This is a genomic window from Azospirillum sp. TSO22-1, from assembly GCF_003116015.1.
GTDB lineage: Bacteria > Pseudomonadota > Alphaproteobacteria > Azospirillales > Azospirillaceae > Azospirillum.
Genome location: NZ_LGQZ01000142.1, coordinates 10,219 through 36,836, shown reverse-complemented (window position 1 = coordinate 36,836; position 26,618 = coordinate 10,219). Strand labels below are relative to the sequence as shown.

At 70.5% G+C, this 26,618-nt stretch carries 18 protein-coding genes and 1 tRNA gene; 9 read left to right on the top strand and 10 right to left on the bottom strand.

Going from position 1 to position 26,618, the window contains the following annotated elements; all coding sequences use genetic code 11:
- The coding region (locus TSO221_RS29965; protein ID WP_199229681.1) for a MucR family transcriptional regulator at nt 1–183 on the top strand (183 nt) is incomplete at its 5' end.
- Nucleotides 184–196: 13 nt separating this feature from the next.
- On the opposite strand, the gene TSO221_RS29960 is transcribed toward TSO221_RS29965, so the two are convergent.
- The 3 genes from TSO221_RS29960 to TSO221_RS29945 form a co-directional block, all read right to left on the bottom strand.
- Nucleotides 197–2,131 (bottom strand): diguanylate cyclase, encoded by a 1,935-nt coding sequence (locus TSO221_RS29960; protein WP_158284254.1) that lies wholly within the window; start codon nt 2,129–2,131, stop codon nt 197–199.
- 105 nt (nt 2,132–2,236) lie between these two features.
- Entirely contained in the window at nt 2,237–2,782 is a 546-nt protein-coding gene (locus TSO221_RS29955; protein WP_247878331.1) for a hypothetical protein, read from the bottom strand.
- A gap of 484 nt (nt 2,783–3,266) precedes the next feature.
- The gene (locus TSO221_RS29945; protein WP_199229683.1) at nt 3,267–3,722 is read right to left on the bottom strand and encodes a helix-turn-helix transcriptional regulator; all 456 of its coding nucleotides are present in this window, start codon (nt 3,720–3,722) and stop codon (nt 3,267–3,269) included.
- Between the two features lie 172 nt (nt 3,723–3,894).
- Here TSO221_RS29945 and TSO221_RS29940 point away from each other — a divergent pair, with 172 nt between their 5' ends.
- Complete coding sequence (locus tag TSO221_RS29940) at nt 3,895–4,131, top strand: helix-turn-helix transcriptional regulator (protein WP_109122168.1); 237 nt, start codon at nt 3,895–3,897, stop codon at nt 4,129–4,131.
- A 169-nt stretch (nt 4,132–4,300) separates the two neighbouring features.
- Nucleotides 4,301–5,050 carry a sulfite exporter TauE/SafE family protein gene (locus TSO221_RS29935; RefSeq protein ID WP_109122167.1) on the top strand — a complete coding sequence of 250 codons (750 nt, stop codon included), beginning with the start codon at nt 4,301–4,303 and terminating at the stop codon, nt 5,048–5,050.
- Between the two features lie 126 nt (nt 5,051–5,176).
- On the opposite strand, the gene TSO221_RS29930 is transcribed toward TSO221_RS29935, so the two are convergent.
- Nucleotides 5,177–6,955 (bottom strand): ParB/RepB/Spo0J family partition protein, encoded by a 1,779-nt coding sequence (locus TSO221_RS29930; RefSeq protein ID WP_109122166.1) that lies wholly within the window; start codon nt 6,953–6,955, stop codon nt 5,177–5,179.
- An 808-nt stretch (nt 6,956–7,763) separates the two neighbouring features.
- On the opposite strand from TSO221_RS29930, the gene TSO221_RS29925 reads away from it, so the two are divergent.
- On the top strand, nt 7,764–9,173 hold the full coding sequence (locus tag TSO221_RS29925; protein ID WP_109122165.1) for a tyrosine-type recombinase/integrase: 1,410 nt from the start codon (nt 7,764–7,766) through the stop codon (nt 9,171–9,173).
- Nucleotides 9,174–9,179: 6 nt separating this feature from the next.
- Here the strand turns inward: TSO221_RS29925 and TSO221_RS29920 are convergent.
- The 4 genes from TSO221_RS29920 to TSO221_RS29905 form a co-directional block, all read right to left on the bottom strand.
- Nucleotides 9,180–9,255 (bottom strand) — tRNA-Ile (locus tag TSO221_RS29920).
- A gap of 118 nt (nt 9,256–9,373) precedes the next feature.
- Nucleotides 9,374–11,365 (bottom strand): RNA polymerase sigma factor RpoD, encoded by a 1,992-nt coding sequence (gene rpoD, locus TSO221_RS29915; protein WP_109122164.1) that lies wholly within the window; start codon nt 11,363–11,365, stop codon nt 9,374–9,376.
- A gap of 161 nt (nt 11,366–11,526) precedes the next feature.
- Nucleotides 11,527–13,443: a DNA primase gene (dnaG, locus tag TSO221_RS29910; RefSeq protein WP_109122163.1), complete on the bottom strand. Its 1,917-nt coding sequence runs from the start codon at nt 13,441–13,443 to the stop codon at nt 11,527–11,529.
- A gap of 200 nt (nt 13,444–13,643) precedes the next feature.
- Nucleotides 13,644–14,105, bottom strand: a complete 462-nt coding sequence (locus TSO221_RS29905; RefSeq protein WP_109122162.1) for a GatB/YqeY domain-containing protein — start codon at nt 14,103–14,105, stop codon at nt 13,644–13,646.
- A 304-nt stretch (nt 14,106–14,409) separates the two neighbouring features.
- On the opposite strand from TSO221_RS29905, the gene carA reads away from it, so the two are divergent.
- Together carA and greB are read left to right on the top strand one after the other, a co-directional pair.
- Nucleotides 14,410–15,576, top strand: coding sequence for a glutamine-hydrolyzing carbamoyl-phosphate synthase small subunit (gene carA / locus TSO221_RS29900; protein WP_109122161.1), 1,167 nt, complete (start codon nt 14,410–14,412; stop codon nt 15,574–15,576).
- Nucleotides 15,573–16,127 (top strand): transcription elongation factor GreB, encoded by a 555-nt coding sequence (gene greB, locus TSO221_RS29895; RefSeq protein ID WP_109122160.1) that lies wholly within the window; start codon nt 15,573–15,575, stop codon nt 16,125–16,127. Before carA ends, greB begins: the two co-directional genes overlap by 4 nt.
- 105 nt (nt 16,128–16,232) lie before the next feature.
- Here the strand turns inward: greB and TSO221_RS29890 are convergent, their stop codons facing one another.
- Nucleotides 16,233–17,066, bottom strand: coding sequence for a hypothetical protein (locus tag TSO221_RS29890; RefSeq protein ID WP_109122159.1), 834 nt, complete (start codon nt 17,064–17,066; stop codon nt 16,233–16,235).
- Nucleotides 17,067–17,269: 203 nt separating this feature from the next.
- Between TSO221_RS29890 and TSO221_RS29885 the strand changes: the two genes are divergently transcribed.
- Nucleotides 17,270–20,335 (top strand): PAS domain-containing protein, encoded by a 3,066-nt coding sequence (locus tag TSO221_RS29885; RefSeq protein WP_109122158.1) that lies wholly within the window; start codon nt 17,270–17,272, stop codon nt 20,333–20,335.
- A 6-nt stretch (nt 20,336–20,341) separates the two neighbouring features.
- Nucleotides 20,342–20,659 (top strand): restriction endonuclease, encoded by a 318-nt coding sequence (locus TSO221_RS29880; protein WP_109122157.1) that lies wholly within the window; start codon nt 20,342–20,344, stop codon nt 20,657–20,659.
- Between the two features lie 39 nt (nt 20,660–20,698).
- Here TSO221_RS29880 and TSO221_RS29875 read toward each other — a convergent pair whose 3' ends face one another.
- Nucleotides 20,699–21,079 carry a cupin domain-containing protein gene (locus tag TSO221_RS29875; RefSeq protein ID WP_247878330.1) on the bottom strand — a complete coding sequence of 127 codons (381 nt, stop codon included), beginning with the start codon at nt 21,077–21,079 and terminating at the stop codon, nt 20,699–20,701.
- Between the two features lie 92 nt (nt 21,080–21,171).
- Between TSO221_RS29875 and TSO221_RS29870 the strand changes: the two genes are divergently transcribed.
- The gene (locus TSO221_RS29870) at nt 21,172–26,580 is read left to right on the top strand and encodes an AMP-binding protein (RefSeq protein ID WP_109122156.1); all 5,409 of its coding nucleotides are present in this window, start codon (nt 21,172–21,174) and stop codon (nt 26,578–26,580) included.
- The last annotated feature ends 38 nt before the right edge of the window (nt 26,581–26,618 follow it).

The following is a 26,618-nucleotide window of genomic DNA, read 5'->3' as shown; positions in this document are numbered from 1 at the left end:
CTGAAGATGCTGAAGCGCCACCTGCGGACCGTCTACGGCATGACGCCGGAGGAGTACCGGGCGCGCTGGAACCTGCCGGACACCTATCCGATGACCGCCCCGGCCTACGCCGCCAAACGCTCCGCGCTCGCCAAGGCGCGGGGCCTCGGCCGAACCAGCCGGAAACCGCACAAGGAAGAATGACGGGTGCCGCCGTTCAGGCCGTCCCGTTGCAGCGGCCGGGATACGGATCGTCCCCACACCCCTGAAGCACCACCCGGTTCTTGCCGGTGCGCTTCGCCTCGTAGAGCGCGACATCCGCCAGCCGGATCGCCTCCTCGGGCTCCAGTTCGGCCGCCGTCCACACCGACACGCCGACCGAGCAGCCGACCCGGACTGGCCGACCGCCGATGACCGCACCCTGTCCCACCGTGGCGACGATGCGCTCCGCCAGCGCCAGCGTGCCGCACGCCGTTCCGCAGGCCGACGGAACCAGCACGGCAAACTCGTCGCCACCCAGCCGCGCCACGAAGTCGCCGTCGCGCAGACAGCTCCGGAGCCGGCCGGCGACGATCCGCAGCAGATCGTCGCCGGCCGGGTGTCCCAGCGTGTCGTTGACCGCCTTGAAGTCGTCGAGGTCGAGCAGCATCACCGCCTGCCGCACGCCAACCGGGGCAGTGGTTTCCGCCAGGGCGGTCAGGCGCCCGGTCAGGTAGGCGCGGTTCGGCAACCCGGTCAGTGGGTCGTGGTTGGCGTCGTATCGGGCGCGCTCCTTCTCCTCCTCGGCCGCCCGGTGGGCGGCCTGGACCAGCAGTTCGCGCTCCCGGCGCTCGGTCACGTCGGTCATCATGCCGACCATGCGCAGCGGCTCCCCATCGGCGCCGAACTGCGCCCGGCCCCGGACGAACAGCCAGCGCCAGGAGCCGTCCTTGTGGAGCACGCGGCATTCCGTCTCGACCTGCTCGGACCGCCACTCAAGGTGGGCCTGCACGGCGGCCCGGAGGTCCGGGCCGTCGTCCGGGTGCAGGAGGTCCCAGAACTCCCGCGAGTCGTCGCCCATCTCGTGGTCGGCCAAGCCGTACAGCGCCTTCATCCGGGCCGTCCGGCGGACCTTGTTGGTGCGGAGGTCCCAGTCCCAGATGCCGTCCGCCGTGGCGGCCACCGCCATGTCGAAGCGCTCCTCGCTTTCCCGCACCGCCCGCAGCGCGCCGAGCAAGGCGTCGGCCTCGCGGCGCGCGCTGCGCAGGACAAAGACGCTGAGCACCAGGCTGAGCGCCACGCCGCCGCCGCCGAGCCCCCAGACCAGCAGGGTCCGCGACCACCAGGGGGCGAACAGCGCGTCCAGCGGCCGGCCGGCGATCACCACCAGCCCCTCCGGTTCGAGGCGGCGGTAGGCGTACAGGCGCGCGACGCCGTCGATGACTGAGGTGCGTTCATAGACCCCGGCCCCCTCGGTCAACCGTTCGCGGACGTAGGAGTCCTTCGGCCAGCCCTTGGGCGGCTCGGCGGCGGGCAGCGGGGCGCGGACGACGACATCGCCGTTCAGCTTCCGGACGGCAACCGACGCCTTCTCGTCGCCGTCGGTGCGGCGGTAGAAGTCCGCGAAACGGTCGGCCGGAACGCCCACCATGGCGACACCGCGAAAGGCGCCGGAGGGGTCCTCCAGGCGCCGCGCGACGACGACGACGAAGCCCCCGGTCACCCGTCCCCAGATGAGCGGGCTGACGAACAGCCGTTCGCCGGCCCTGGTCGCCTGGAAATACTCGCGGTCCGCCACGTTGAAGCGGCCCAGCGTCTCCTCGACAGTGGAGAGGACCGCATCGCCGTGCTCGTCGTACACCCAGATCGAATCGACACCGTCGGCCTCCTTGAGCATCGCCCGCAGCGCCTCCCGGTCGGCATCCGCCTCCTGGAGAACCGGCAGCGGCCGGCCGGCGAAGTGGTCGGCGACCCGCCCGAGCAGCATGACGTCGGTGCGGATCACCGCCCGGACGTGCTCGGCCACCAGAAGGGTGCGCTGATCCAGTTCCCGCTCGGCGTGCACGCGGGTGGTCCGGTGATCGACGATGGTGGTTGCGCCCACGGCGATGATGGTGACGGCGATCGCCGATCCGACCAGCGCGGCAATGAGGGTTCGTGTGTTCGCCGTCAAATGTTCCCGACTCTCGCGCCTGAGCATGGTTCCTGTGGTTGCGGACCTTAGCCGATTTTCCCTTGACGATCACTTACCGAAGTCTCGGAGGGAACGTGAGCCACGCTACGCTTCGTTTGCTGTCAAAGCGGTCAGGTCGGCGAGAACGCCGCGGATGAAGTCCCAGGGATAGCCGTCGGCGTCCGGCTCCAGTTCGCTCCACTCGGTCGCGATGGCGAGCTTGGCGATGACGCCGGGGATCGAGCGTGCGGGCGTGCGGGATGCGGTCCGGAGCAACTCGTCCACCCGCCGGTCGGCGGCGGCCTCGCGCTCCACGGCGCTGGTGAGGCCGACCGCCGCCGCCTCGGCGTCCCAGTTCGCCTGCGCGGCGGCAAGATCGCGCTTCAGGCGTCGGCGCAGGGATCGCGTGGCCGGCGTTTTCCCCAACACCCGGTCGATCTGGCGGGCGTCCGTAGCGACAACCGAAGGGCGCCCTGGGTCGTTGAGGGGGATTTCGACACGGGGAAAGCCGATCGTCTCGGCCAGTTCCCGTTCCAGACGCTGGGCCTCGCGGCACAACCGCTGCGAGGAGGCGAAGGTCTCGCGCCAATCCTGCCAGAGCAGGATGAGCGGATCCTCCGACCGCCCATCCGATAGTGAGGCCGACAGCAAGCGGGCAGCCGCGGCTAATCCAGTGCGGCGAGACGCCTTCCTCCTTGGTGCTTGCGCTTTTGAGGGCACCTCTGGCTCCTTCTGATAAACGCAGTCAGCGTCCGGGCTGCGGCCAACTTGAGCGCAGCCAGCCGAGCACGAACCCTTGCTGTGGGGCCATGTTGTCGTTTATCCCTGAGAGATAACATGGTCTCTGGGCGATAGTCAATACGCTGGAGATATTTTTATACCTGGGAGATATCATTGGCAGCAACCACGTCACTTACGGGCGAACAACTCAGAGCGGCACGGGCCAGCCTGCGTTGGGAACAAAAGGATGTAGCGAACGCATCCAAAGTGTCCGAACCGACCGTCAAGCGGCTGGAGTCGATGAACGGGTACGTCAAAGCGAATACCCTTACCATTGAAGCCCTCATCCGGGCCTTTGATGCGGCTGGAATTGAGTTTGTTGCCGCCGATGGAGGCAAGGGGCCGGGCATGCGTTTCAAGGCTGATCTGAAGCCTGCGGAGGTGCCACCGCGTTCTCCAAGGCGCCCACCGTCGCCTTGACCAGATCGAAGATCCCCCGGCGCACGCGGGGGTCCTTGATCCGGTAGTAGCATTTCACCAGTTCCAACGTCTCCCGCCGCCCCAGCGGCGGCGTTTCGGGATCGGGGGGCTCGGAGGCGCGGGGCGCCGCGTCCGGCATGTCGTCGAAGAAGAAGCTGACCGGCACGTCGAGGACGTCCGCCAACTGCCAGAGCCGCGACGCGGCGATGCCGTTGCTGCCGTGCTCATACTTCTGGATCTGCTGGAACGTCAGGCCGACCCGCCGCCCCAGTTCGGTCTGCGACAGGCCGAGCAGCGTGCGCCGCAACCGCAGCCTGCCGCCCACGTGCGTGTCCACCGTGTCCAGGCCGGTCCCGGCCTTCGGCCGGCGACCGCGCCCTTTGTGCTTCATCCCTGATACGACGTCCACGAAGCCCCCTCCTGCATCACGCCTTCGGCTGCGGGATGCGCGTCCGCCCTTTTCGTGCTCTGGCTGTGCCGTCCGCACCGTAGCGCGCATGCTCCTAACGAAATGTTACTCATAGTCTGTAGACCAATAGGCTACACGCTGGCTAGCTGCCCGGATGGATATCCGCAAGCAGGTCGGGCTCAACGTTCAGCGGATCAGGCGCACGCGCGGCTGGTCGCAGGAGGAACTCGCCTTCGAGTCGGGGCTGCACCGCACCTACATCAGCGGCATCGAGCGCGGCGCCCGCAACCCGACCGTCTCGGTGCTGAAGGAACTGGCCGACGCGCTGGGCGTGCCGCCGGGAGCGTTGCTGGACGCTTCGCCCCCAAGCAAGCCCACCCAGGAGGCATAATCGCCCGACGGGGTCTTCCCTGCCTCCGCATGCCCTGTCCGGTCCTGGCATGGTTCGGGACGAACATCCCTTCAGGTCCCGCCGACCCATTCCACAGCGCATTCCTGTTGGTGGCCGTGCGCCGAAGGACGGGTATAAGACACCCGCGATGCAGCCTGGAGAACCTTTGATGGGCGGCGAAACCATGGGCTTGGCGTCCATCATCCTGGTCGTGGCGACGCTCTACGCGGCGGTCGGACAAGCTGGAGCAACAGGGTATCTGGCCGCCATGGGCATGGTCGGCCTCGATCCCGCGACGATGAAACCGGCGGCCCTCGCCTTGAACCTGCTGGTCGCCACCATCGGCACCGTCCGTTTCGCGCGAGCTGGTCTGTTCAACTGGCGGAACTTCTACCCGTTCGGCGTTCTCGGAATGCCGTTCTCCTTCGTCGGCGGCATGGTGGATCTGCCGCCGCGCGTCTACTACCCGGTTGTCGGGGCAATCCTGCTTCTGGCGGCGCTGGAACTGGCCCGGTCCACATGGGCGGCACAGGGAAAGCCGCCCCGCTTGGTCGCGGCCGAGCCGCCCTTCCTCCCCGCGCTCGTCAGCGGAGCCGCAATCGGCTTTCTGTCGGGCATGACGGGGACGGGCGGCGGGGTGTTCCTCGCCCCGCTGATCCTGCTCATGGGATGGGTCGAAACCCGCCGTGCCGCGGCCGTCTCGGCGGCCTACAACCTCTTGAATTCGGCCGCGGCTCTGGCCGGCACCTGGAGCACGTTCGCCCTTCTGCCGCCGGCTTTGCCCTGGTGGCTGGCAGCCGCCGGCATCGGCGGCACCGTCGGGGCGTGGCTGGGGAGCCGTCATCTGCCGACCGCGGCTCTGCGGTACATGCTGTCCGCCATCCTGGCCGCGTCCGGCCTGAAGATGGTGGTGCTCTAGCAGGCCGAGCCAGGTCGATCGCGTCGCTTGTACGTCAGCGGAATGGAACCGCCGGCCGCCCCAGCGGCCGGCGCAAAATTTGCGCACCGAGCCGCCCTCCTGGAGGAGGGCGGCAGCGGTCCGAGGCTACTCAGCGGCAGCCGGCATCTCCGACTCAGGAGTGTCATCCACGTTGGCATTCGGCTCCGGACCGAAGCGCATGGCACCGGGGAGCCAGTCGCGGCCCTTGATCTGCCAATCCTGCGCGTCATCCCTGGTGTCGGCCGTGCGCTCGAAGTGCTTCGCCAGCGCGGTGACCAGACCGGACTTCTTGTAGTCCGACAGCCGCGCCATGCTGACCGTGGCACCGCTCTCCATGGCGATGGCGCAGAGCTGGTCGCGGGTGCGCCCGCCGAGGAAGGTCTCGTCCGGCCGCCACCAGTCGCGCATGTCCACCGCGAGGTCGTGCGCCACCCGGTTGAACAGGCTGTCGCCGTGGTCGATGGCGTCCAGGTCGCCCTGGCCGAAGGCGAGGATGGTCAGCAGCAGGTGCAAGCCATCCAGGTCCTCGTCGCTCAACCGCTTGACCCGCTCGTACAGGTCGGCGCCGTCCTTCGGCTCGCCCACCAGCCGCTCCCAGGCGCCCCGGCTGCGCGGCCCGTAGGCGGGCTCGTCGTCCTCGGCCGGCGCCAGCCCCAGCATCCGCTCGAAATGCGCGGCTGCCGCCTCGACGGCATCATGACTGCGCGGCCGGCCGTCCTCGCCCGAGAACAGCGCAAGGGCGGGGTGCGCCTCCACCGACACCCGGCCGTGATGACCATCGGCACCGCGCATCAGCACCACCACCGCCACCTCCCTGGCCGTGCGCCGGGCCGCGATCAGCAGCGTCTGCACCGCCAGGGTCTTGTGCGCGGCCATGTGGCGGACCAGCCAGGACGGGTATTCCGGCCGCTCCCGGCGCACCGCCAGCGGGCTTTCCCGCGTCTCGGCAGCGACGGCGCGCTGCACCTCGTGACGCACCAGCCCGTCGCGCACCTCGACCCGGCCGGCCGGTGTCAGGTTGATCACCACGCCGCCGCTCTCCCCGTCCTGCGCCGCGCGATAATGCCACCACGGCGCCCCCTGCGTGTCGAACAGATCCACAAAGGCAGCGGTCTTCGAACGCTCGGCGGCCAGTTCCTCGACAGCCCGCCGTTGCAAGGCGTGGAACTGCGGGGCGTCATCGAAGTAGGTCGCCTCGGCTTCGGCGAACAGGTCGGAGGTGAAGGTGCCGCTGTAACGCTCCAGCGGGAACACCGCCATGGCGACGGAGGGCTTCTCCTCGATCAGCCGGGCGCGCACGTCGTCGGCGTCGAACCAGATGCCGTCCGCGCTGTCGGCGAGAATGCGGGCCTGCTGCTCGTGGGTGCCGAGCGTCAGCGCCTCGGCGATGCCGAGCCCGATGCTGCCGTCGCGCACCGCCTGCTTGGCCTCGGCGCACAGCCCGGCCAGCGCCAGCCGGCGCTTGACGGTGGTGGTGCTCAAGCCGGTCTGCGCCGCCACATCGTCCAGCGTGGCGCCCTTCTGGAGCAGGGCGGCGAAGCCGTCCGCCTCGTCGATGGCGTCCAGCGCCTCGCGTTGCACGTTCTCCACCAGGGCGATGCGTTGGGCGTCGGCGGGCTTCAGCCCATGGCGCACCTCGACCGGCACCCGGTAATCGGTCTCGATCTCACCCCGGCTCTCCAGCAGCTTCAAGGCCCGGTAGCGCCGTTCGCCGGTGACGACGCGGAAGCGGTCGCCCTTCAGGCATTTGACGACGAGGTTCTGAAGCACGCCGTCGGTCTGGATGGAGCGGGCCAGCCCCTCGATGCCGGCGGGGTCGATGCGCTTGCGCGGATTGGATGTCGGCGGGAGAAGCTGGGACAGGGGAACAAGCTGGTTGCTCATGGTTCACTTCCCTCTCTTGTAGCTGCGAAGCAGCAGCAAGCCGCTGCTGCTTCCCGGGGCCGCGCGAGCGGTGGGTGAGTGGGGGGCGAGGGCCGGCGCGCCGGGCCGGGCTGCGGAGCGAGGGGCACGCGCCGTGCCCTGAGCCGGCGGCCCTGCCCGGCAACAGGCGGCCCTCGCGGGGGAGAGAGCGGCAACGCCCTCTTTCCCCCAACGCGGGCTCGGTACCAACCATCGCTGGTGCCGAGCCAGATGGTCGGGCCGCAGGCTCGCAAAAGCTGAAAACCGGGGTGTTGCGGGGGGCATGCCCCCGCAGAGGGGATGTGGCCGAGGCGACTCGTGTCGGCTCAGGCCAAGGGCAAGGTATTCCCCTTTTCACCAATGAGCGCCGCAGATTACCCCGATTTTTCCATCATGACGGCTCTACGCCATCGATTCTTATTGCACTACGCTCGAACACGCTGCCGTGCGCCGATCCGGTAATGCGCACGCCATTGCTGCCGGACGTACACCGGAGGCCAAGTTGCCTTCTGGATTGACGAACAATCAGCAAGAAACAACTTGCCATCCAGATGACGGCATCGCGCACCGCATCCGGAGGCCGGCGGCTAAACACTATGAGCGAGCAGCCCAATACCCACATTCCTGAGCTGTTGACTGAGCGGGAGGCGGCGGACCTGCTGAGGGTGAAGCCATCCACCATTCGCGCAGAACGAATACGGGGGAAGTTGGGTTATACTCGGATCGGTTGCCGCATCTTCTATACAATGCGACAGCTTGGCGAGTACGTGGAGAAGCAGTCGGTGCCACCATGCGCAAGCGTCGTGAACAACGTCCCGGCCAGATCGGACAGCACTGGCTCAGCAAAAAGCCCGGCCGCGATGGTGCGGACGACGCATGGTGCCGAACCTGGTACGAGTCCGGAACGCGACAGACATGCCGTGTCAGCCTTGGCACGACAGACTTTCAAGAGGCAAGCCTCCTTCTCGCCGCCTGGGTCGTCGAGAACGAGCGCCCCCGAAACGCCGCCCCGGATCGCGTCCTCATCGAAACCGTCCTGCTGAATTACTGGAACGACTACGCCCAGCACCTGCCGAGCGCCCGGACGCAATGGCTTGGCCTTTCCTACTGGCAGGAGTTCTGGACAGGACGGACGGTCGCGGACATCACGCCCCACGAGCAACGCCGGTTCCGCGAATGGCTGGCTGGCCGGGGGACCGGCACCAGCGGCATCGACCGTATCCTGTCGGTCGGGCGGGCGGCGCTGAACCGCGCCAGAAAATGGCAGGAGTTGAGCGAAGCCCCGCACATCTTCGGGACCGTCACGGCGGAAGCCAAGCGGGCGCGCAAGCCCAAGGGCCGCCCAATCACGCCCGAGGAACTAGCGCGCCTCATCGATGCGGCGCAGTCACGCCACATGCTGCTGTTCCTGCTAATCGCCGCCAACACGCTAGCCCGCCCAGCCGCCGTTCTGGACCTCGAACCGGCGCAGCACGACTCGGAGCATGGACTACTCGACCTCAACCCGCCCGGCCGTGTCCAGAACAAGAAGTTCCGACCGGTGGTGCCGGTCTCGCCGACGCTGCGCCCATGGCTGAGCCAGCCGGTGGGAAGGAGCGGCCGGTACGTCAGCTACCGGAACCAGCCGATCCGCTCCATCCTCCACATGTGGCGGATCACCCGCGAGGCGGCGGAGTTGGACGAGCGGGTCACCCCATACTCGATCCGGCACGGCATGGCCCGCGAGATGCGCAAGCGGCGCGTTCCCACCGAGCAGATCAGCCTGTTCCTGGGGCACCTGCCGGACGGCTCGGCCGCGACCACGTCGATCTACGCCCCCCTACGAGCCCGGCTTCCTGGCCGATGCCCTGGAGGCCATCGAGGCGGTCATGGGGGAAGTGCGCAAGCACCTGAAGCGGGTCCAGATCGACCGTCCGCAGGCATTGCTCGGTTCCGAGATCGAGATCACCCTCACCGGCCGGGCCCGTCGGCACGGGGTCGGCGAAGACAAGCGGCAGGAGGTCCGGCAACTCATCCTGTCCGGCGTGCCGCATGCCGAGGTGGTCCGGCGGACGGGCGTGTCGAGCGGCACGGTGAGCGTGATCCGGCAGGAGCTGAAGGCGGCCATGCCGCTCTACCGGAACACGGAGTTCGGCGTTTGCGTGCCGCTTGCGTGCCGCGACGAGGACGAGGACTTCGACGAGCTGTCGCAACCCATTGAAAAGATTGGTGGGCCCGGCCGGATTCGAACCGACGACAACACCGTTATGAGCGGCGCGTTCTAACCGCTGAACTACAGGCCCACGGAGGCGCGACTTTGGCGCCAAACGCCGCGCCATGCAACCCCGGAGTGCGGCCGCGAAAACGAAAACGGGGACCCGAAGGTCCCCGCTTCCACGTCCAAAAAACCAAGGCCCCGGATCACGTATCCAGGAAGCTGCGCAGCTTGCGCGAGCGGCTCGGGTGCTTCAGCTTGCGCAGCGCCTTCGCCTCGATCTGGCGGATGCGCTCGCGGGTCACGTTGAACTGCTGGCCGACCTCTTCCAGCGTGTGGTCGGTGTTCATGCCGATGCCGAAGCGCATGCGCAGCACACGCTCCTCGCGCGGCGTCAGCGAGGCCAGAACACGGGTCGTCGTCTCGCGCAGGTTCGCCTGGATGGCGGCGTCGAGCGGCAGCACCGCGTTCTTGTCCTCGATGAAGTCGCCGAGGTGCGAATCCTCCTCGTCGCCGATCGGCGTCTCGAGGGAGATCGGCTCCTTGGCGATCTTCAGGACCTTGCGCACCTTCTCCAGCGGCATCATCAGACGCTCCGCCAGCTCCTCCGGGGTCGGCTCGCGGCCGATCTCGTGCAGCATCTGGCGGCTGGTGCGGACCAGCTTGTTGATCGTCTCGATCATGTGCACCGGGATGCGGATGGTCCGCGCCTGGTCGGCGATCGAACGGGTGATCGCCTGCCGGATCCACCACGTGGCGTACGTCGAGAACTTGTAGCCGCGCCGGTACTCGAACTTGTCCACCGCCTTCATCAGGCCGATGTTGCCCTCCTGGATCAGGTCCAGGAACTGCAGGCCGCGGTTCGTGTACTTCTTGGCGATGGAGATGACGAGGCGCAGGTTGGCCTCCACCATCTCCTTCTTGGCCCGGCTCGCCTCCTTCTCGCCCTTCTGGACGGTGGAGACGATGCGGCGGAACTCGCTGATCGGCACGCGCGATTCATCGGCGATGCCGCCGATGGCCTCACGCGTCTTGACGATGTCGCCCTCGTACTTCTCGACGTAACGGCCCCAGGTCTTCGGGTTCAGGCCGCGGATGCGGTCCACCCAGTTCGGGTCCAGCTCGTGGCCGAAGTACTGGTTCAGGAAGTCCTCGCGCTTGACCCGGAACTCGGTGGCCATGCGCAGCAGCCGGCCCTCATAGCCGGTCAGCTTGCGGTTCAGGCCGTAGAGCTGCTCGACCAGCTGCTCGATGCGCTGGTTGTTCAGGCGCACCGTGTTCATCAGCTCGACCATCTCGGCCTTGAGCTTGTCGTACTTCTTGTCCGACTGCTTGCCCAGGTCCTCGCCGCGCTGCATGGCGGTCAGGCGCTGCTCGTGCACCTTGTGCAGCTTGTCGTAGGTGGCCTTGATCTTCTCGAAGGTCTCCAGCACCTGCGGCTTCAGCGCGGCCTCCATGGCCGACAGGGACATGTTGTTGTCCTCGTCGCCCTCGCCCTCGCCTTCACCCTCGGCGCCCGGCTCGCGCTCCTCGCCGCCCTCGGGGCGCTCGCGCTCGCCGTCCTCCTCGGTGCGCTCGGCCTGCTCGCCCATCGCCTCGGCGGGCACGCCCTCGGGCAGGCCCTCGCCGTCCGGGCCGCCGCCGTAGGTGGCGTCCAGGTCGATGATGTCGCGCAGCAGCATCTTCCCTTCCATCAGGGAATCGTGCCAGTCGATGATGGCGCGGATGGTCAGCGGCGATTCGCAGATCGCGCCGATCATCATCTCGCGGCCGGCCTCGATGCGCTTGGCGATGGCGATCTCGCCCTCGCGGCTCAGCAACTCAACCGAGCCCATCTCGCGCAGGTACATGCGCACGGGGTCGTCGGTGCGGCCGATGTCGTCGTCGTCCAGGTTGCCCGACGAGCGCCCCTCGCCGTCGCCCGCGGCGTCGGCGTTGGCGGCGTCGTCCTGCTCCTCGGACTCCACGATGTTGATGCCCATCTCGGACAGCATCGCCATCGTGTCCTCGATCTGCTCGGAGGACGAGGAATCAGGTGGCAGGGCGGAGTTCAGCTCGTCGTAAGTGACGTAGCCGCGCTCCTTGCCCTTGGCGATCATCTTCTTGACGGCAAGCCCCATGCCATCCATCAGAGGACCATCACCGGACTCTTCCCGGTTCTCGGACGATTCAACGCTGTTCGCTGCTTTCGTGGCCATGCGACTGCTGCCCCCGCATTACCCCAGATAAAGACAAAGGCGACACGAAGCCGCGGCGGTCATGCCGCACCCTTCGTTCCGCCAATCGGATTTTCCCGCTCCAAACCAACAACCGGCCCCGTTTCTCCGTCCAAAGCCCCGCTCTCCCACCCCAACAGTGGTTACGACGCATTGTCGTCGAGGTCCGCGTCATCCATACCCATGCCGGCCCGTATGACCTCCTGCTGGAGAGCCAACAGCCGCGCGTACGCTTCGTCGCTGTACTCGCGGGCCAAGGCCTCCTCCGCTTCCCTCAGTTCGGCGACGACCTGCCGGTGATGCAGGTGCCCCCAGGTCGGCCACCAACCCCGCCGTGCCTCCGCGTCGGAGGCCTCCGGCCGGGCGAACCGCCCATGGTCATAGGTCGACTCGCTAAGCACCGATGCCAAAATGGTATCAAAGCCCGCGGAAGACAAATGGCTTTCGACGGCGGCGGCGTCAAGCCCCGAGTCGCCCCCGGAGTCGGCGGAAAGTATGGTTATGAGGGCTTGGCGCAGTTCATCCAGCCCGCCGGGGGGAAAAGGCAGCATTCCAAGCGATTCGCCGACGTCGTCAAACAACCCTGAGTGGTTGATGAGGGTCGCCAGCAGCACCTTCTCCCGCAGGTGTTCCTGCACCGAACGGACAGGGCTACGCCTTTTGTGCCCCGGCGGAGGCCCGGTGCGCAGCCCCGGCTCCCCCACGAGGTGCCGTTGCGGCTTCCGAGTCGCGCCCGGACGGCCGGGCTGCCAGGGGCCGCGGGCCGGCCCCTGCGGGCGGGTCCAGGCGAAGGCCTCGTCCACCCGGCGGCGCATCTCGGTGCGGTAGAAGGCCTGCACGGTGCGGTCGGCGATCTGGTCGCAGCGCGCCTCCAGGGCGGCCTTGATGGCGGCCTTGGATTCGGGGGTGTCGGTGCGCTTGCCCTCGGTCTCCATGCGCCAGACCGCCTCGGCCAGCGGGATCGAGGCCTCCAGCACGCCGCGCATGGCCTTGGCGCCCTGGACGCGGATCAGGCTGTCGGGGTCCTCACCCTCGGGCAGGAAGACGACGCGGGCGGAATGGCCGGGGGCGAGGTGCGGCAGGGTACGGTCCACCGCCCGCCACGCGGCGCGCCGGCCGGCGTTGTCGCCGTCGAAGCAGAGGTAGGGCTCCTTTTCCGCGCCGGGGATGAGCTTCCACAACTCCTGGATCTGCGTCTCGGTCAGCGCGGTGCCGAGCGGTGCCACCGCGCCCTCGAACCCGGCGCGCACCAGGGCGATGACGTCCATGTAGCCTTCGGCGACGATCACCGGCTGCCCGTCGCCCGCCGCCTGCCGCGCCCGGGAGAGGCCGTACAGCAGCGTACCCTTGTGGAAGAGCGGGGTATCGGCGGTGTTGATGTACTTCGGCCCGTCCCCTTCCATCAGCCGGGCGCCGAAGGCGACGATGCGGCCGCGGCGGTCGGCAACCGGGAAGATCACCCGGTTGCGGAAGAAGCTGAAGGGCGCGCGGCCGTCCTCCGGCCGCTTCAGCAGGCCGGCGGTGACCATGTCGTCGTCGCCGAAGCCCTGGCTCAGCATATATTGCCGCAGCGCGTTGCCGTCGGCCGGCGCGAAGCCCAGGCGGAAGCGGGCGATGATCTCGTCGTCCAGCCCGCGGCGGCGGAAATAGTCGTAGCCGGCGCGGCCGGCAGGCGCCACCAGCTGGCGCTCGAACCAGCGGCAGGCCTGCTCGGTAAGGTCGTGCAGGGTCTTCTGCCGCTCGTAGCGGTGCCGGTCCTCCTCGGTGGGGCGCGGCACCGGCAGCCCGGCCTCCGACGCCAGCGCCTCGACGGCCTCGGGGAAGGCCAGGTTGTCGTGGCGCATCACGAAGCCGATGATGTCGCCGTGGGCGCCGCAGCCGAAGCAATGGAAGAACCCCTTCTGGTCGTTGACGTAGAAGGACGGGGTCTTCTCGTTGTGGAACGGGCACGGGGCCTTGTACTCGCGCCCGGCACGCTGCAGGCGCATGCGCTTGGACACCACGTCGGACAGGGCCAGACGGGTGCGCAGCTCCTCCAGGAATTGGGGCGGGAAGGCCATGGGGTTCCGATGACGCGGGCGAAGGGGACCGTACGCTATAGCAGAACGGTTAAGGCCCCGCCAATGGACGGGGGATTAGACCGAAAGCCCCTTCCCTCTCCCGCCCCGGGAGAGGGTGGCCGCCGCAGGCGGCCGGGTGAGGGTAAATCCGAGGATCCTTGTAGGTACCCTCACCCTCCCTCTCCCGGGACGGGAGAGGGTTAATTCCCCGAAAGCTGCTGCTTGATCAGCCCGCTGGCCTTGCCGAAGTCCATCTGGCCGGCGTAGCGGGCGCGCAGCTCGGCCATCACCTTGCCCATGTCCTTGACCGAGGCGGCACCCGTCTCGGCGATGATCGCCCGGATGGCCTCCAGCGCCTCCGATTCGGACATCTGCTTGGGCAGGAAGCGCTCGATCACCTGGATCTCCTCGCGCTCCTGGTCGGCCAGTTCCTGGCGGCCGCCCTGCTCGTACAGCGCGATGGATTCCTGGCGCTGCTTCACCATGCCCTGCAGCATGGCGAGGATCTCGCCCTCCTCGATGCCGGTGGTGACGCCCTTGCCGCGCGCCTCGATGTCCTTGTCCTTCAGCTTGGCGAGGACCATGCGCACGGTGGACAGCGCGCGCTGGTCCTTCGCCTTCATGGACTCCTTCAGGGCCTCGTTGAAGCGTTCGCGCAGCATGACCGTCCTCTTCCGTCAGATTCGAATGACCGGCGCCCCTGATAGCGCATTCCCTTCCCCGCATCCAGACATCCCAGATCTGCGCATGAAGGGCCCGCGAAAGCAGGGGTGGAAATCGGGCCGCCGTTCGTCATATAGGTTGACCGGCCCACCGCTCCTGCCTATTCCATGCCCGCTTCCGTCCGAACCCGTCGGACCGGGGGCGTTCAGGCGCGAGCGCGTGCGCCGCGCAGGCCGGCCCGCCGACCGGCCCGCGAGCACTGGATATGTCGCCCGCGGCAGGCGTTGTGAAGGTCCGGACCCTATGCCCGATAGCAATACCCCCGAACTCCACACCGGTGTGCTCGTCCTCGCCGACGGAACCGTGTTCCGCGGCCGCGGCATCGGCGCCGTCGGGGATTCGGTGGGCGAGGTGTGCTTCAACACCTCGATGACCGGCTACCAGGAGATCCTGACCGATCCCAGCTACGCCGGGCAGATCATCACCTTCACCTTCCCGCACGTCGGCAACGTCGGCACCAACGCCGAGGACATCGAGACGGTGACCCCCGCGGCCCGCGGCCTGATCCTGCGCGCCGACATCACCGACCCGTCGAACTGGCGCTCGGCCAAGCACCTGGACGCGTGGCTGAAGAGCTACGGGCTGATCGGCCTGGCCGGCATCGACACCCGGCGCCTGACCCGCCGCATCCGCGACCTGGGCGCGCCGAACGGCGTCGTCGCGCACGATCCGAGGGGCGATTTCGACCTCGACGCGCTGCGCGCCAAGGCTGCCGCGTGGCCGGGGCTGGAGGGCATGGACCTCGCCAAGGACGTCTCCTGCCGCCAGACCTATTCCTGGAACGAGGCGGCCTGGACCATGGGCAAGGGTTACGCCACCCAGGAGACCCCGCGCTTCCACGTGGTGGCGCTGGACTTCGGCGCCAAGCGCAACATCCTGCGCTGCCTCGCCGACGCCGGCTGCAAGGTCACCGTGCTTCCCGCCACCGCGACGGCCGAGGACGTGCTGCGCCACAAGCCGGACGGCGTGTTCCTGTCCAACGGCCCCGGCGACCCGGCGGCCACCGGCGCGTACGCGGTGCCGACCATCAAGGCGCTGGTCGACACCGGCGTGCCGATGTTCGGCATCTGCCTGGGCCACCAGATGCTGTCCCTGGCGCTCGGCGGCAGGACGGTGAAGATGGAGCGCGGCCACCGCGGCGCCAACCACCCGGTCAAGGACCTCGCCACCGGCCGCGTCGAGATCACCAGCCAGAACCACGGCTTCGTCGTGGTGCCGGAGAGCCTGCCGGCCGACGTCCAGGTGACGCATGTCAGCCTGTTCGACGGCACCAACGAGGGCATCCGCCTGAAGGGCAAGCCGGTGTTTTCGGTGCAGTACCATCCGGAGGCCTCGCCGGGCCCGCAGGACAGCCACTATCTGTTCCACCGCTTCGTTGACCTGATGGACGGCAAGCCGCTTCCGGAATGAGCAAGGCCTTCACCAAGGAATCCGACCGCGACGACGATGACGACGGCGCCGATGGCGCGCCGGCGATCCCAAAGGGCGTGAAGAACTACATCACGCCCGCCGGCTTCCAGCGGCTGCAGGACGAACTCAAACATCTTCTGCGCGTCGAGCGCCCGAAGGTGGTGGAGGTGGTGTCCTGGGCCGCCGGCAACGGCGACCGGTCGGAGAACGGCGACTACATCTACGGCAAGAAGCGGCTGCGCGAGATCGACCGGCGCATCCGCTTCCTCAACAAGCGCCTGGAGGCCGCCGAGGTCGTCGACCCGCAGCGCCAGACCACCCGCGACCGGGTGTTCTTCGGCGCGACGGTGACCTACGCCCGCGACGACGGCGAGGAGCGCACCATCACCATCGTCGGCATCGACGAGACCGACACCGACGCCGGCCGGGTCAGCTGGATCTCCCCCATCGCCCGCGCGCTCCTGAAGGCGCAGGAGGGCGACGTGGTCGAGCTGCGCACGCCCGCCGGGGTGGAGAGCATCGAGGTGGTGGAGATCCGGTATCCGGATTGATTCCCTCTCCCGCCCCGGGAGAGGGTACCGTCAAGGATCCTGGGATTTACCCTCACCCTCCCACGCTGCGCGTGGGCCCCTCCCTCTCCCGGGGCGGAAGAGGGGTCAGGGCGTCTTCACCCCCGTCTTCGCCGGCACCCGCTCGATCCCGCCAAACGCCGTCGCCCCGCCGCGCGTCCCCGGGGAGGTCCCGCACTGCCCAACCTGCGTGTCGTCCACGCTGCGTGCGCCCCCCTGCTTGCCCACCGTCCCCCAGTCCGCGCCGCTGCGCCCGTCCGCGTGCGCCACCGGGTGGGCGCCGCGCGACGGATCGCCGCCGGCGGCCTGGCCGGGACGCAGCACCTCCATCGGACCGGCGCTCTGGTCGAAGGGCGCCCAGGCGGCGGTGCGCCAGTCGGCGCCGCGGCCAACCAGCGCGTCCTTGCCGCGGTGCCCCTCGCCGCCGCCCGGCGTGCGCACGTCGGCCGGCGGGTGGCGGGCCAGCACCTCGGTGACGCGGCCGGGGTCGGCGCGGTCGGTGTGCACGATCAGCAGTGTGCCGCCGCGCTCGACGCCCTCGGTGTAGGCGTGCGCCTCGTGCTCCGGCACGCCAAGCCCGGTCAGCGAGCCGATCAGCCCGCCGGCCACCGCGCCCGCCCCGGCGCCGATCAGCCCGGCGGCGATCGGGCCGACGGCCACCGCCGCGCCGACGCCGGGGATCGCCAGCGCCGCCATGGCGAGCATCGCGCCGCCGACGCCGCCCAGCGTGGTGGCGATTGCCGTTCCGGTGCCGACGTCGCGATCCGCGTCGATGTCCGTATCGGCCACGCCGCCCCGTTCGGCCGGGTGCGAGGCCACGAGGCTGATGGCGTCGCGCGGCACGCCGGCGCCGGTCAGGTCGTCCACCGCGCGCTTCGCGTCCCCGGCGCGGTCGTAGAGGGCGACAATTGTCTTCGCCATCGGGAAATCCTCCGTTTCGTCGTCACCGGCGCGGCTCCGGCATGAACCGCCAACAGGGCGGCGCGGCCGTGGTTCCCCTGAAGCGGCCGGGCCGGCGCCACCAAAGCGGGAACTTCCCGCCCTTCAACGAGACGGTTTTGCCGTACCCGCACATGGTATAGGGTCCGGTGGCACGACAACGGCCCGGTCGAGGCGACGGCACGGTGAGCGCAGGCGAGAAGGACATCCCAACCGGCAACCCAGCCGGCGATGGGGCCGCCGCGGGCGGCGGGATTCCGCTGCGCTCGGGCCTGCTGCTGCTGGTGGTGGCGGCGCTGCTGCCGGTGCTGGTGTTCGCCGGCTGGATGGTGGCGCGCACCGCCGACGCCCAGCGCGCCGCGGTGGAGGAGCGTGTCCGCCATCTGGCGCAGACCCTGGCCGTCGCCATCGACCGCGAGCTGGCCGGCAAGGCCTCGGCGCTGCAGGTGCTGGCGGTCTCGCCGCGGGCGGAGCGCGGCGACCTCGCAGCCCTCCACGCCCTGACCGTCGACGTGCTGCGCCAGACCGCCCCGCAGCGCGAGGGCCTGTACATCACGCTCACCGACCGCGACGGCCAGCAGCTCCTCAACACCCGCCGCCCCTACGGCGAGCCGCTGCCGCGCACCGCCAACGTCGACATGGTGCGCCGCGTGGTGGAGACCGGGCAGCCCCAGGCCTCCGACCTGTTCTCCGGCGGCGGCAACACGCCGCTGGTCGCCGTCGGCGTGCCGGTGCGCCGCGGCGGCGCGGTGGAGCAGGTGCTGGCCATGAGCATCCCGGTGGAGGCGCTGAGCGGCATCCTGCGCCGCCAGGGCCTGCCGGAGGGGTGGATCGCCGGCGCCTGGGACCGGCGGAACGTGATCCTCGCCCGCTCGCTGTCGCCCGAGCGCTTCGTCGGCAGCCCGATCCCCCCGGAGATCGCGCCGCTCGTCGCGCATGGCGCCAGCGGCAGCTTCCGCTCGGTATCGCTGGAGGGGATCCCGGTGTTCAACGCCTGGGCGCGCACCGGCCTCGCCGGCTGGACGGTCGGCGTCGGCGTGCCGCTGCGCGCCTTGAACGAGCCGCTGTACCAGTCGCTGGTCACCGTGGCGGTCGGCGGCGCGGTGCTGCTGCTGGTCGGCGCCGCGGTCGCGCTGGGGGTGGGCCGGCGGCTGTCCGGCGCGGTGACGGAACTGGCCGGCGCCGCTCGCGCGCTGGGCCACGGCGACGCGCCCCGCACGGTGCGCACCTGGGTGCGCGAGGTCAACGCCGTCGGCGCCACCCTGGCCGACACCGCCCAGCGCCTGGGCGAGAGCGAGGCGCAGCAGCGCCTGGCCATGGAGGCCGGCAACATCGGCGTCTGGCGCCTCGACCGCCGCACCGGCATGCTGCGCGGCTGGGGGCGCAACGCCGAGATCCTCGGCCTGCCGCCGGGCATGGCGGAGGCGCCGGTCGCCGACTGGCTGCGCCATGTGCGGCCGGAGGAGGTGGCCCAGGTGCGCGCCGGCCTGCTTCCCCCCGACACCGTACCGGGCGAGTTCGCGCTGGAGTTCACCGTGCTGCCGCCCGACGCCCCGCCGCGCTGGGTGGCGTTGCGCGGCGCGGTGCCGGCCGACCCCGATGGCGGCGCCCGGCGCGCCGTCGGCATCCTGGAGGACGTGACCATCACCCGGCGCGCCTTCCAGGCCCGCCTGGGCGAGGCGGCGGAGCGGCACGCCGCCGACCGCCGGCTGTTCGCGGCGATCATCGAAAACTCCAGCGACCTCGTCGCCGCGGTCGACCTCGACATGCGCTTCATCCTGTTCAACGGCGCCTTCCAGCGCACCGTCGAGGCGCTGTACGGCCGCACGCCGCGCATCGGCGATTCTGTGGCCGAGATGCTGGCCGTCCACCCGCAGGAACAGGAGCGCGCCGTCGCCCTGTGGCGCCGCGCGCTGTCCGGCGAGCGCTTCGTGATCGAGGAGTCGTTCGGCGGCCCGGCCGGCGAGATGCGCGCGTTCGAGATCGCCTTCGACACCCTGCGCGACGCCGACGGCACCCTGATCGGCGTCTTCCAGCTGGTCCGCGACGTGACCGAGCGCGCGCGGGCCGAGGAGGCGCTGAACCGAGCCGAGGACACGCTGCGCCAGGTGCAGAAGATGGAGGCCATCGGCCAGCTGACCGGCGGCATCGCGCACGACTTCAACAACCTGCTGCAGGCCATCGGCTCCAGCCTGCACCTGATCGCCGAGCGCTGCGAGGAGACGGCGACGCTGGAGCCGCTGGCCCTCGCCGCCGCGGCGGTGGAGCGCGGCGCCACGCTGACCCAGCACCTGCTGGCCTTCTCGCGCCGGCAGCGGCTGGAACCGCGCGCGGTGGACGTCGGCGCCCTGGCGCGCGGCATGGCCGGCCTGCTGGAGCGCACGCTGGGCGGCACCATCCAGGTCGTCGTGGACACCGCCGCCGGGCGCTGGCCGGCGCAGGTCGACCCGACGCAGCTGGAGATGGCGCTGCTCAACCTTGCCATCAACGCGCGCGACGCGATGGCGGGCGGCGGCGCGCTGACCCTCCGCACCGCCGACCGCCGCCTCGGCCCCGGCGACCCGCGGCCGGCCGGGCTGGAGCCCGGCGACTACGTCGCCGTCGCGGTCGCCGACACCGGCACCGGCATGAGCGCGGAGGTGGCGGCCCGCGCCTTCGAGCCGTTCTTCACCACCAAGGGCGTCGGCCACGGCACCGGCCTGGGCCTCAGCATGGTGCACGGTCTGGCGGCGCAGTCGGGCGGCGCGGTGACGCTGGACACGCGGCCGGGCAACGGCACCACAGTGACGCTGTACCTGCCACGCGCGCCCGACGCCTCGGCCGCGGCGAAGGCGCCCGCCGCCGTCCGCGCGGAGGCGGAGACCGGGCCGGCGACGGTGCTGCTGGTCGAGGACGAGGCGCTGGTCCGCACCGCCACGGCGGCATTCCTGGCCGGCTCCGGCTTCACCGTGCTGGAGGCGGCGGACGGCGCCGCGGCGCTGACGCTGCTGGAGGCGCGCGACGGCGCGGTGGACCTGCTGCTGACCGACTACGCCATGCCCGGCATGACCGGGCTGGAACTGCTGCGCACGGTGCGCGCCCGCTGGCCGGCGCTGCCGGGGGCGATGGTCACCGGCTACGCCGAGATGCCCGCGGCCGGGCCGGGGCTGGACGGCCTCGTGCTGGTGCAGAAGCCGTACCGGCCGGACGAGCTGCTGGCGCGGCTGCGGGCGCTGCTGCCCTTGACGGGGCCGGCCACGGCGCCGACCTGACGGCGCATGCCCCGGTTCTCGACTCCGGGCGACCCGGCCGGCCCGTGCCCGCTCTGCGGCCGTCCCATGGTGCCCGGCCCCAGCCTGAACGAGCACCACCTGACGCCGCGCCGCTACGGCGGGCGGGAGACGGTGACCATGCACCGCGTCTGCCACGACAAGATCCACGCCGTGCTGACCGAGGCCGAGCTGCGCGACCGCTACAACACTCTGGAAAGCCTGCGCGCCCACCCGGAGCTGGCCGCCTTCATCCGCTGGCTCGCCCGCAAGCCGCCGGAGTTCGTGGACGGGCATGCCGGCGGCCGGGGAAAGCGGAGGCGGTGATCAAGCCCCTCTCCCGTCGAGGGGGAGGGGCTTATCATCCTACTCCGCCATCGCCGTCTCGAACTCCGCCGGCAGGGTGATCTCCAGCATCTCCAGGTCGTCGGAGTGGGCGATCTCGGCATGCCGGATGCCCGGCGGCTGGTGCACGCAGCTGCCCGCCCGCAGCGTCACCTCGCCCTGCCCCTCGTAGGCGAACTTCACCCAGCCCTTCAGCACGTAGACCATCTGGAACTGGAGCGCGTGCGTGTGCCGGACGCCGGGGCTCTCCTCCCCCGGCCGGGCGCGGATCACGTGGGCGCCGACCATGCCGCCGGTGGCCTCCCGGATGCCGAGGTCGCGGTACTCGAAGAACGGCCGCAGCCCGTCGTGCCGGAAGGCCGAGTCGTCGGCGTGGCTGACCGTGAAGCGCATCTCCGTCATGGCGTTTCCCCTCCCTTTGTTCGCGATACGAACCAGTATGGCGCAGCCGGGCCCGCGCGCTATAGTGCGCAAAAATCGTAGGGAGGACCGACATGGCCGAACGCGCCGCCGTCACGCCGCCGCTGCCGCAGGACGTCACCGTCAACCCGATCCGCAGCGCCCAGGATTGGCGGCGCATGCGCGAGGCGTGCGAGCGCGATCCCGGCGCCTTCCACGGCGACGTCGCGGCGCGCACCATCCACTGGTTCGACGGCGACTCTTGGCTGACCCGCGGGACGGACGGCGTCTGGCGCGGCTGGAACGCCATCACCGGCGAACCGGCCGAGCGGCGCGACTGGACTCCCTGGACCACGGCGTTCGACGATTCCCAGGCGCCGTTCTACCGCTGGTTCCCCGGCGGGCGGACCAACGCCGCCTTCAACGAGGTGGACCGTCACGTGCTGTCCGGCTTTGGTGCCGAGGCCGCCTACTGGTACGAGGGCGACCGCTGGGACGCCGCGGCCAACGGCGGGCGCGGCGGCCCGGTGCACCACGTGACGCTGACCCGACGCGAGTTGCTGGTCCGCTCGGTGCTGGCGGCGCAGGCGCTGACCGACCTGGGCCTGAACCCGGGCGACCGCATCGCGCTGAACATGCCGAACATCCTCGACCAGATCGTCTGGACCGAGGGCGCCAAGCGGCTGGGCGTCATCTACACCCCCGTCTTCGGCGGCTTCTCCGACAAGACGCTGTCCGACCGCATCGAGAACGCCGGGGCGCGTGTGGTGATCACCGCCGACGGCGCGTCGCGCAACGCCGAGATGGCGCCCTTCAAGGAGGCCTACACCGACCCGGCGCTCGACCGCTTCGTGGCGCTGCCGGTGGCCCTGCGCATCGTGGCGGAGGTCCTGCGCGCCAAGGGCGGCGACGCGGATCTGCTGGATATCGTGGCGCACGGCCTGTCCGGCGAGATCACCGTCGCCCCCGCCGACGTGATGCGCGAGCTGGGCAAGGCGCTGGACACGCGCGGCGGCCTGGACGCCGCGGCGCTGGCCGACCTGCGCGCCAGCGTCGCCGAAGCCTTGGCCTCCGCCCCGCCGCGCGTCGAGAAGGTCGTGGTGGTTCGCCACGCCCATCTGCCGGAGATCGCCTGGGTCGAGGGCCGCGACGTCTGGGCGCACGAACTGCTGGCGTCCGCCGAGGCCACGGTGTGCAAGGCCGCCGGCGTTCCGGGCATGGAGGCGCTGCGCGCCCTCGACGACCGCGCCCTGTGCGCCGCGTTGTGGCGGGCGGTGCCGTGCCGGCCGGTGGACGCCGAGTACCCGCTGTTCATCATCTACACCTCCGGCTCCACCGGAAAGCCCAAGGGCGTGGTGCACGTGCACGGCGGCTACGTCGCCGGGGTGGCGCACACCATGGCGGTGAGCTTCGACGCGCTGCCCGGCCGCGACGTGATCTACGTGGTCGCCGACCCCGGCTGGATCACCGGGCAGAGCTACCTGATCACGGCCAGCCTCGCCGCCCGCATCTCCGGCATCATCACCGAGGGCGCGCCGGTGTTCCCCAACGCCGGCCGCTTCGCCTCGATCATCGAGCGGCACCGGGTGACGATCTTCAAGGCCGGCGTGACCTTCCTGAAGACCGTCATGACCCACCCGGAGAACCGGGCGGACGTCGAGCGCTACGACCGCTCCACGCTGCGCGTCGCCACCTTCTGCGCCGAGCCGACCAGCCCCGCCGTGCAGGCCTTCGGCATGGAGGTGATGACGCCGCAGTACATCAACTCCTATTGGGCCACCGAGCACGGCGGCATCGTCTGGACCCACCCCTACGGCAACCCCGACCAGCCGTTGCGCGCCGACGCGCACACCTACCCGCTGCCCTGGGTGATGGGCGACGTGTGGATTCCCGAAGGCGAGCCCGACACGCAGGGCCGCCATGCCTTCCGCCCGGCGGAACTGGAGGAGAAGGGCGAGATCGTCGTGGCCGCCCCCTACCCCTACCTCGCCCGCACCATCTGGGGCGACGCGGAGACCGTCGGGCAACCCGGCTGGACGGGCGATCTCGAGCGCTTCGTGAAGACCTACTTCGGCCGCTTCCGCGACGGCGAGGGGCGGCCGGTGTGGGCCTACCTGCAGGGCGACTTCGCGCGCAAGTACGCGGACGGGTCGTTCAGCCTGCACGGCCGCTCGGACGACGTGATCAACGTCTCCGGCCACCGCATGGGCACCGAGGAGATCGAGGGCGCCATCCTGCGCGACAAGCAGATCAACCCCGACAGTCCGGTCGGCAACGTCATCGTCGTCGGCGCCCCGCACCGCGAGAAGGGCCTGACCCCGGTCGCCTTCGTGCTGCCCGCCAAGGGCCGCACGCTCACCGGCGACGACGAGCGGCGGCTGAAGGACCTCGTGCGCCAGGAGAAGGGCGCGGTGGCCGTGCCCTCCGACATCCTGACCGTGCCGGCGTTCCCGGAGACGCGCTCGGGCAAGTACATGCGCCGGTTCCTCACCGCCATGATGAACGGCGAGGATCTCGGCGACACCTCGACCCTGCGCAACCCCGAGTGCCTGCCCGACCTGCGCGGCCGCATCGACGCGTGGCTGCGCGGCCAGCAGCGCGCCGAGGAGCAGCGGCTGCTGGAGCGCCAGCGCTTCCTGTCGATCCAGTACGACACGCTGGCGGACGGCGTCCGCATGGCGACGGTGACCATCGACAACCCACCGGTCAATGCGCTGTCCGACCGGTTGCTCGATGAACTCGATACGCTGGCCGGCCACCTCGCCCGCCGGACGGACATCCGCGCCGTGGTCATCACCGGCGCCGGCGGCAGGAGCTTCGTGGCCGGCGCGGACATCCGCCAACTCCTCGACGAGGTGCGCGACGAGGAGGAGGCCCGCGCCCTGCCCGCCAAGGCGCACGCGGTGTTCCGGGCCCTGGAGTCCCTCGACAAGCCGGTGATCGCGGCGATCCGCGGCGTCGCGTTGGGCGGCGGCTGCGAACTGGCGATGGCCTGCCACCTGCGCGTCGCGGACCCGCGGGCGAAGCTCGGTCAGCCGGAGATCAACCTGTTCCTGCCTCCCGGCTACGGTGGCACGCAGCGTCTGCCGAGGCTGCTGCTGCGCAAGGATCCGGAGCGCGGCGCGGAGCGCGCGCTGGAGATCCTGCTGTCCGGCCGTCAGGTCGATGCGGAGACTGCGCTGGAGATCGGCTTGGTAGACGTGATCGCCCGCGGCGCCGATGACGCGCTGACGCTGGCGAAGAGCATGGCAAGGGAAGCGGCATTGTCGCCCTCCCCCCGCTCCGCGGGGGGAGGGAGGGACCCGCGCAGCGGGGGGGTGGGGGCAGCGGCCATCCCGGACAACCTTAGCCCCCACCCTAACCCTCCCCCGCCGGAGGCGGGGGAGGGAACGTCTTCCTCCCTCGACCGCCTCCTCCGCCAAGCCCATTCCGTCGGCCGCGGCGCCGTCGCCGACACCATCGTCCAGCTCGTCCGCACCGGCCTGGAGCGGGGCTTCGACACCGGCTCCGCCGCGGAGATCGACGCCTTCGCCCGCTTCGCGCTCGATTCCGGGCACGGCGCCAAGAAAGGCATCGCCCTGTTCCTGGAGAAGAAGTCCCCACCCCTCCCCGCCCGCCCGCGCCGCGAATCCCGCGACGGCGTCCTGCCCATCGGCAGCCCGTTCTTCCCCGGCGCCACGCCGCTCCCGCAATGGCAGCTCGCCCAGGCCGTCGTCCGCGACCTGGAGACCGGCGCCGCCGCGCACGGCGACCCCGCCCAGGCGGAAGCGCAAGTCGTCGTCCCCGTCCCCGAGCCCGGCCCCAATCAGGCGCTGGTCTACGTCCTGGCGTCCGAGGTCAACTACAACGACGTCTGGGCGATCACCGGCATCCCGGTCTCGCTGTTCGACGAGCACAACGAGGACGTGCACGTCACCGGCTCCGGCGGCGTAGGCATGGTGGTGCGCCTGGGCGAGGCGTTGCAGACGCAGGGGCGGCTGAACGTCGGCAACCTCGTGGCGGTGTATTCCGGCGTCTCCGACCTCCTGGACCCGGAGGCCGGCGCCGACCCGATGTTCACCGACTTCCACATCCAGGGCTACCAGTCGCCGGACGGCAGCCACCAGCAGTTCATGCTGGCCGACGGCCCGCAGCTGTTCCCGCTGCCCGCCGGCCTGACGCTGGAGGAGGCCGGCAGCTACATGCTGGCCGCCGGCACCGCCTACCGCGCGCTGGTCACCGCGCTGGACGTGCAGCCGGGCAAGCGCCTGCTGGTCGAGGGTGCCGCCGGCGGCACCGGCGCCTGGACGGTCGAGCTGGCGCTCGCCCGCCGCATGAAGGTGACCGGCATGGTGTCTTCCGCGCGCCGCGCGGCATCGATCCGCGCCCGCGGCGCCGGGGCCGTGGACCGCTCCGCCTCCGAGAGTGCCTTCACCCGCATCCCCGCCGACCCGCAGGCCTGGAGCCCGTGGGAGCGGGAGGGCGCCGGGTTCCTCGACTCCGTCCGCGCCGCCAACGGCGGCCATCTGGTGGACTACGCCGTCAGCCACGCCGGCGAGACCACCTTCCCGCGCAGCTTCCAGGCGCTGGCCCCCGGCGGCGCGCTGACCTTCTTCGGCGCCTCGTCGGGCTACCACATGACCTTCCTCGGCAAGCCCGGTGCCGCCGAGCCCGCCGACATGCTGCGCCGCGCCCGCCTGCGCCCCGGCGAGGCGGTGCTGGTGTTCTACGGCGCCGGCGCGCGCGGCCTGCGCGACGACATGGCGCTGGCCGCCATCGAGGCCGCGCGTGAGGCGGGTGCGCGCGTCTGCGTCGTCGCCGACCAGGACTCCGAGCGCGACTTCGTGCTGTCGCTCGGCTACGGCGAGGCGCTGGCCGGCGCGGTGTCGCTGGCCGAGATCGCGCGCCGCGTGCCGCACTTCCGCTGGCCGGAGACCATGCCCGACCTGCCCGACCCGCAGACCGAGACCGCCGCCTTCAAGGAAGCCGTCCGCCTGTTCACCGAGGAGACGTTCAAGCCTCTGGGCCAGGCGGTGGGCCGCATCCTGCGCTCCGCCGACAACCCGCGCGGCATGCCGGACGTGGTGGTCGAGCGGGCGCGGCGCGACACGCTGGCGGTGTCGACGATGATCGTGAAGCCGCACACCGGCCGCGTCGTCTTCTGCGGCGACATGGGCGGCAAGCGCTACAGCTTCTACGCCCCGCAGGTGTGGATGCGGCAGCGGCGGATCCTGATGCCGACCGCGGCGATCATCGGCACGCACCTGTCCAACGCGGCGGAGATCGCCGGCCTGAACCGCGTCATCGCCTCGGGCGTGGTGCGGGTGCCGGACACGCACCTCGGTGCCTGGGACAGCCTTCCCACCTTGCACCAGGCGATGTGGGAGAACCGGCTGCCCGAGGCGACCGGCGGTGCCTCCAAGGCGGTGGTCAACCACGCGCTGCCCGAGCCGGGCCTGAAGTCCCGCGACGAGCTGCTGATCGCCTGGGCCGGGCGCGGCCGGCCGAAGAGCGGGGCGACCTGACCGCGCCCGGCGTCGGCCGCCGATTCTACCTGCATACG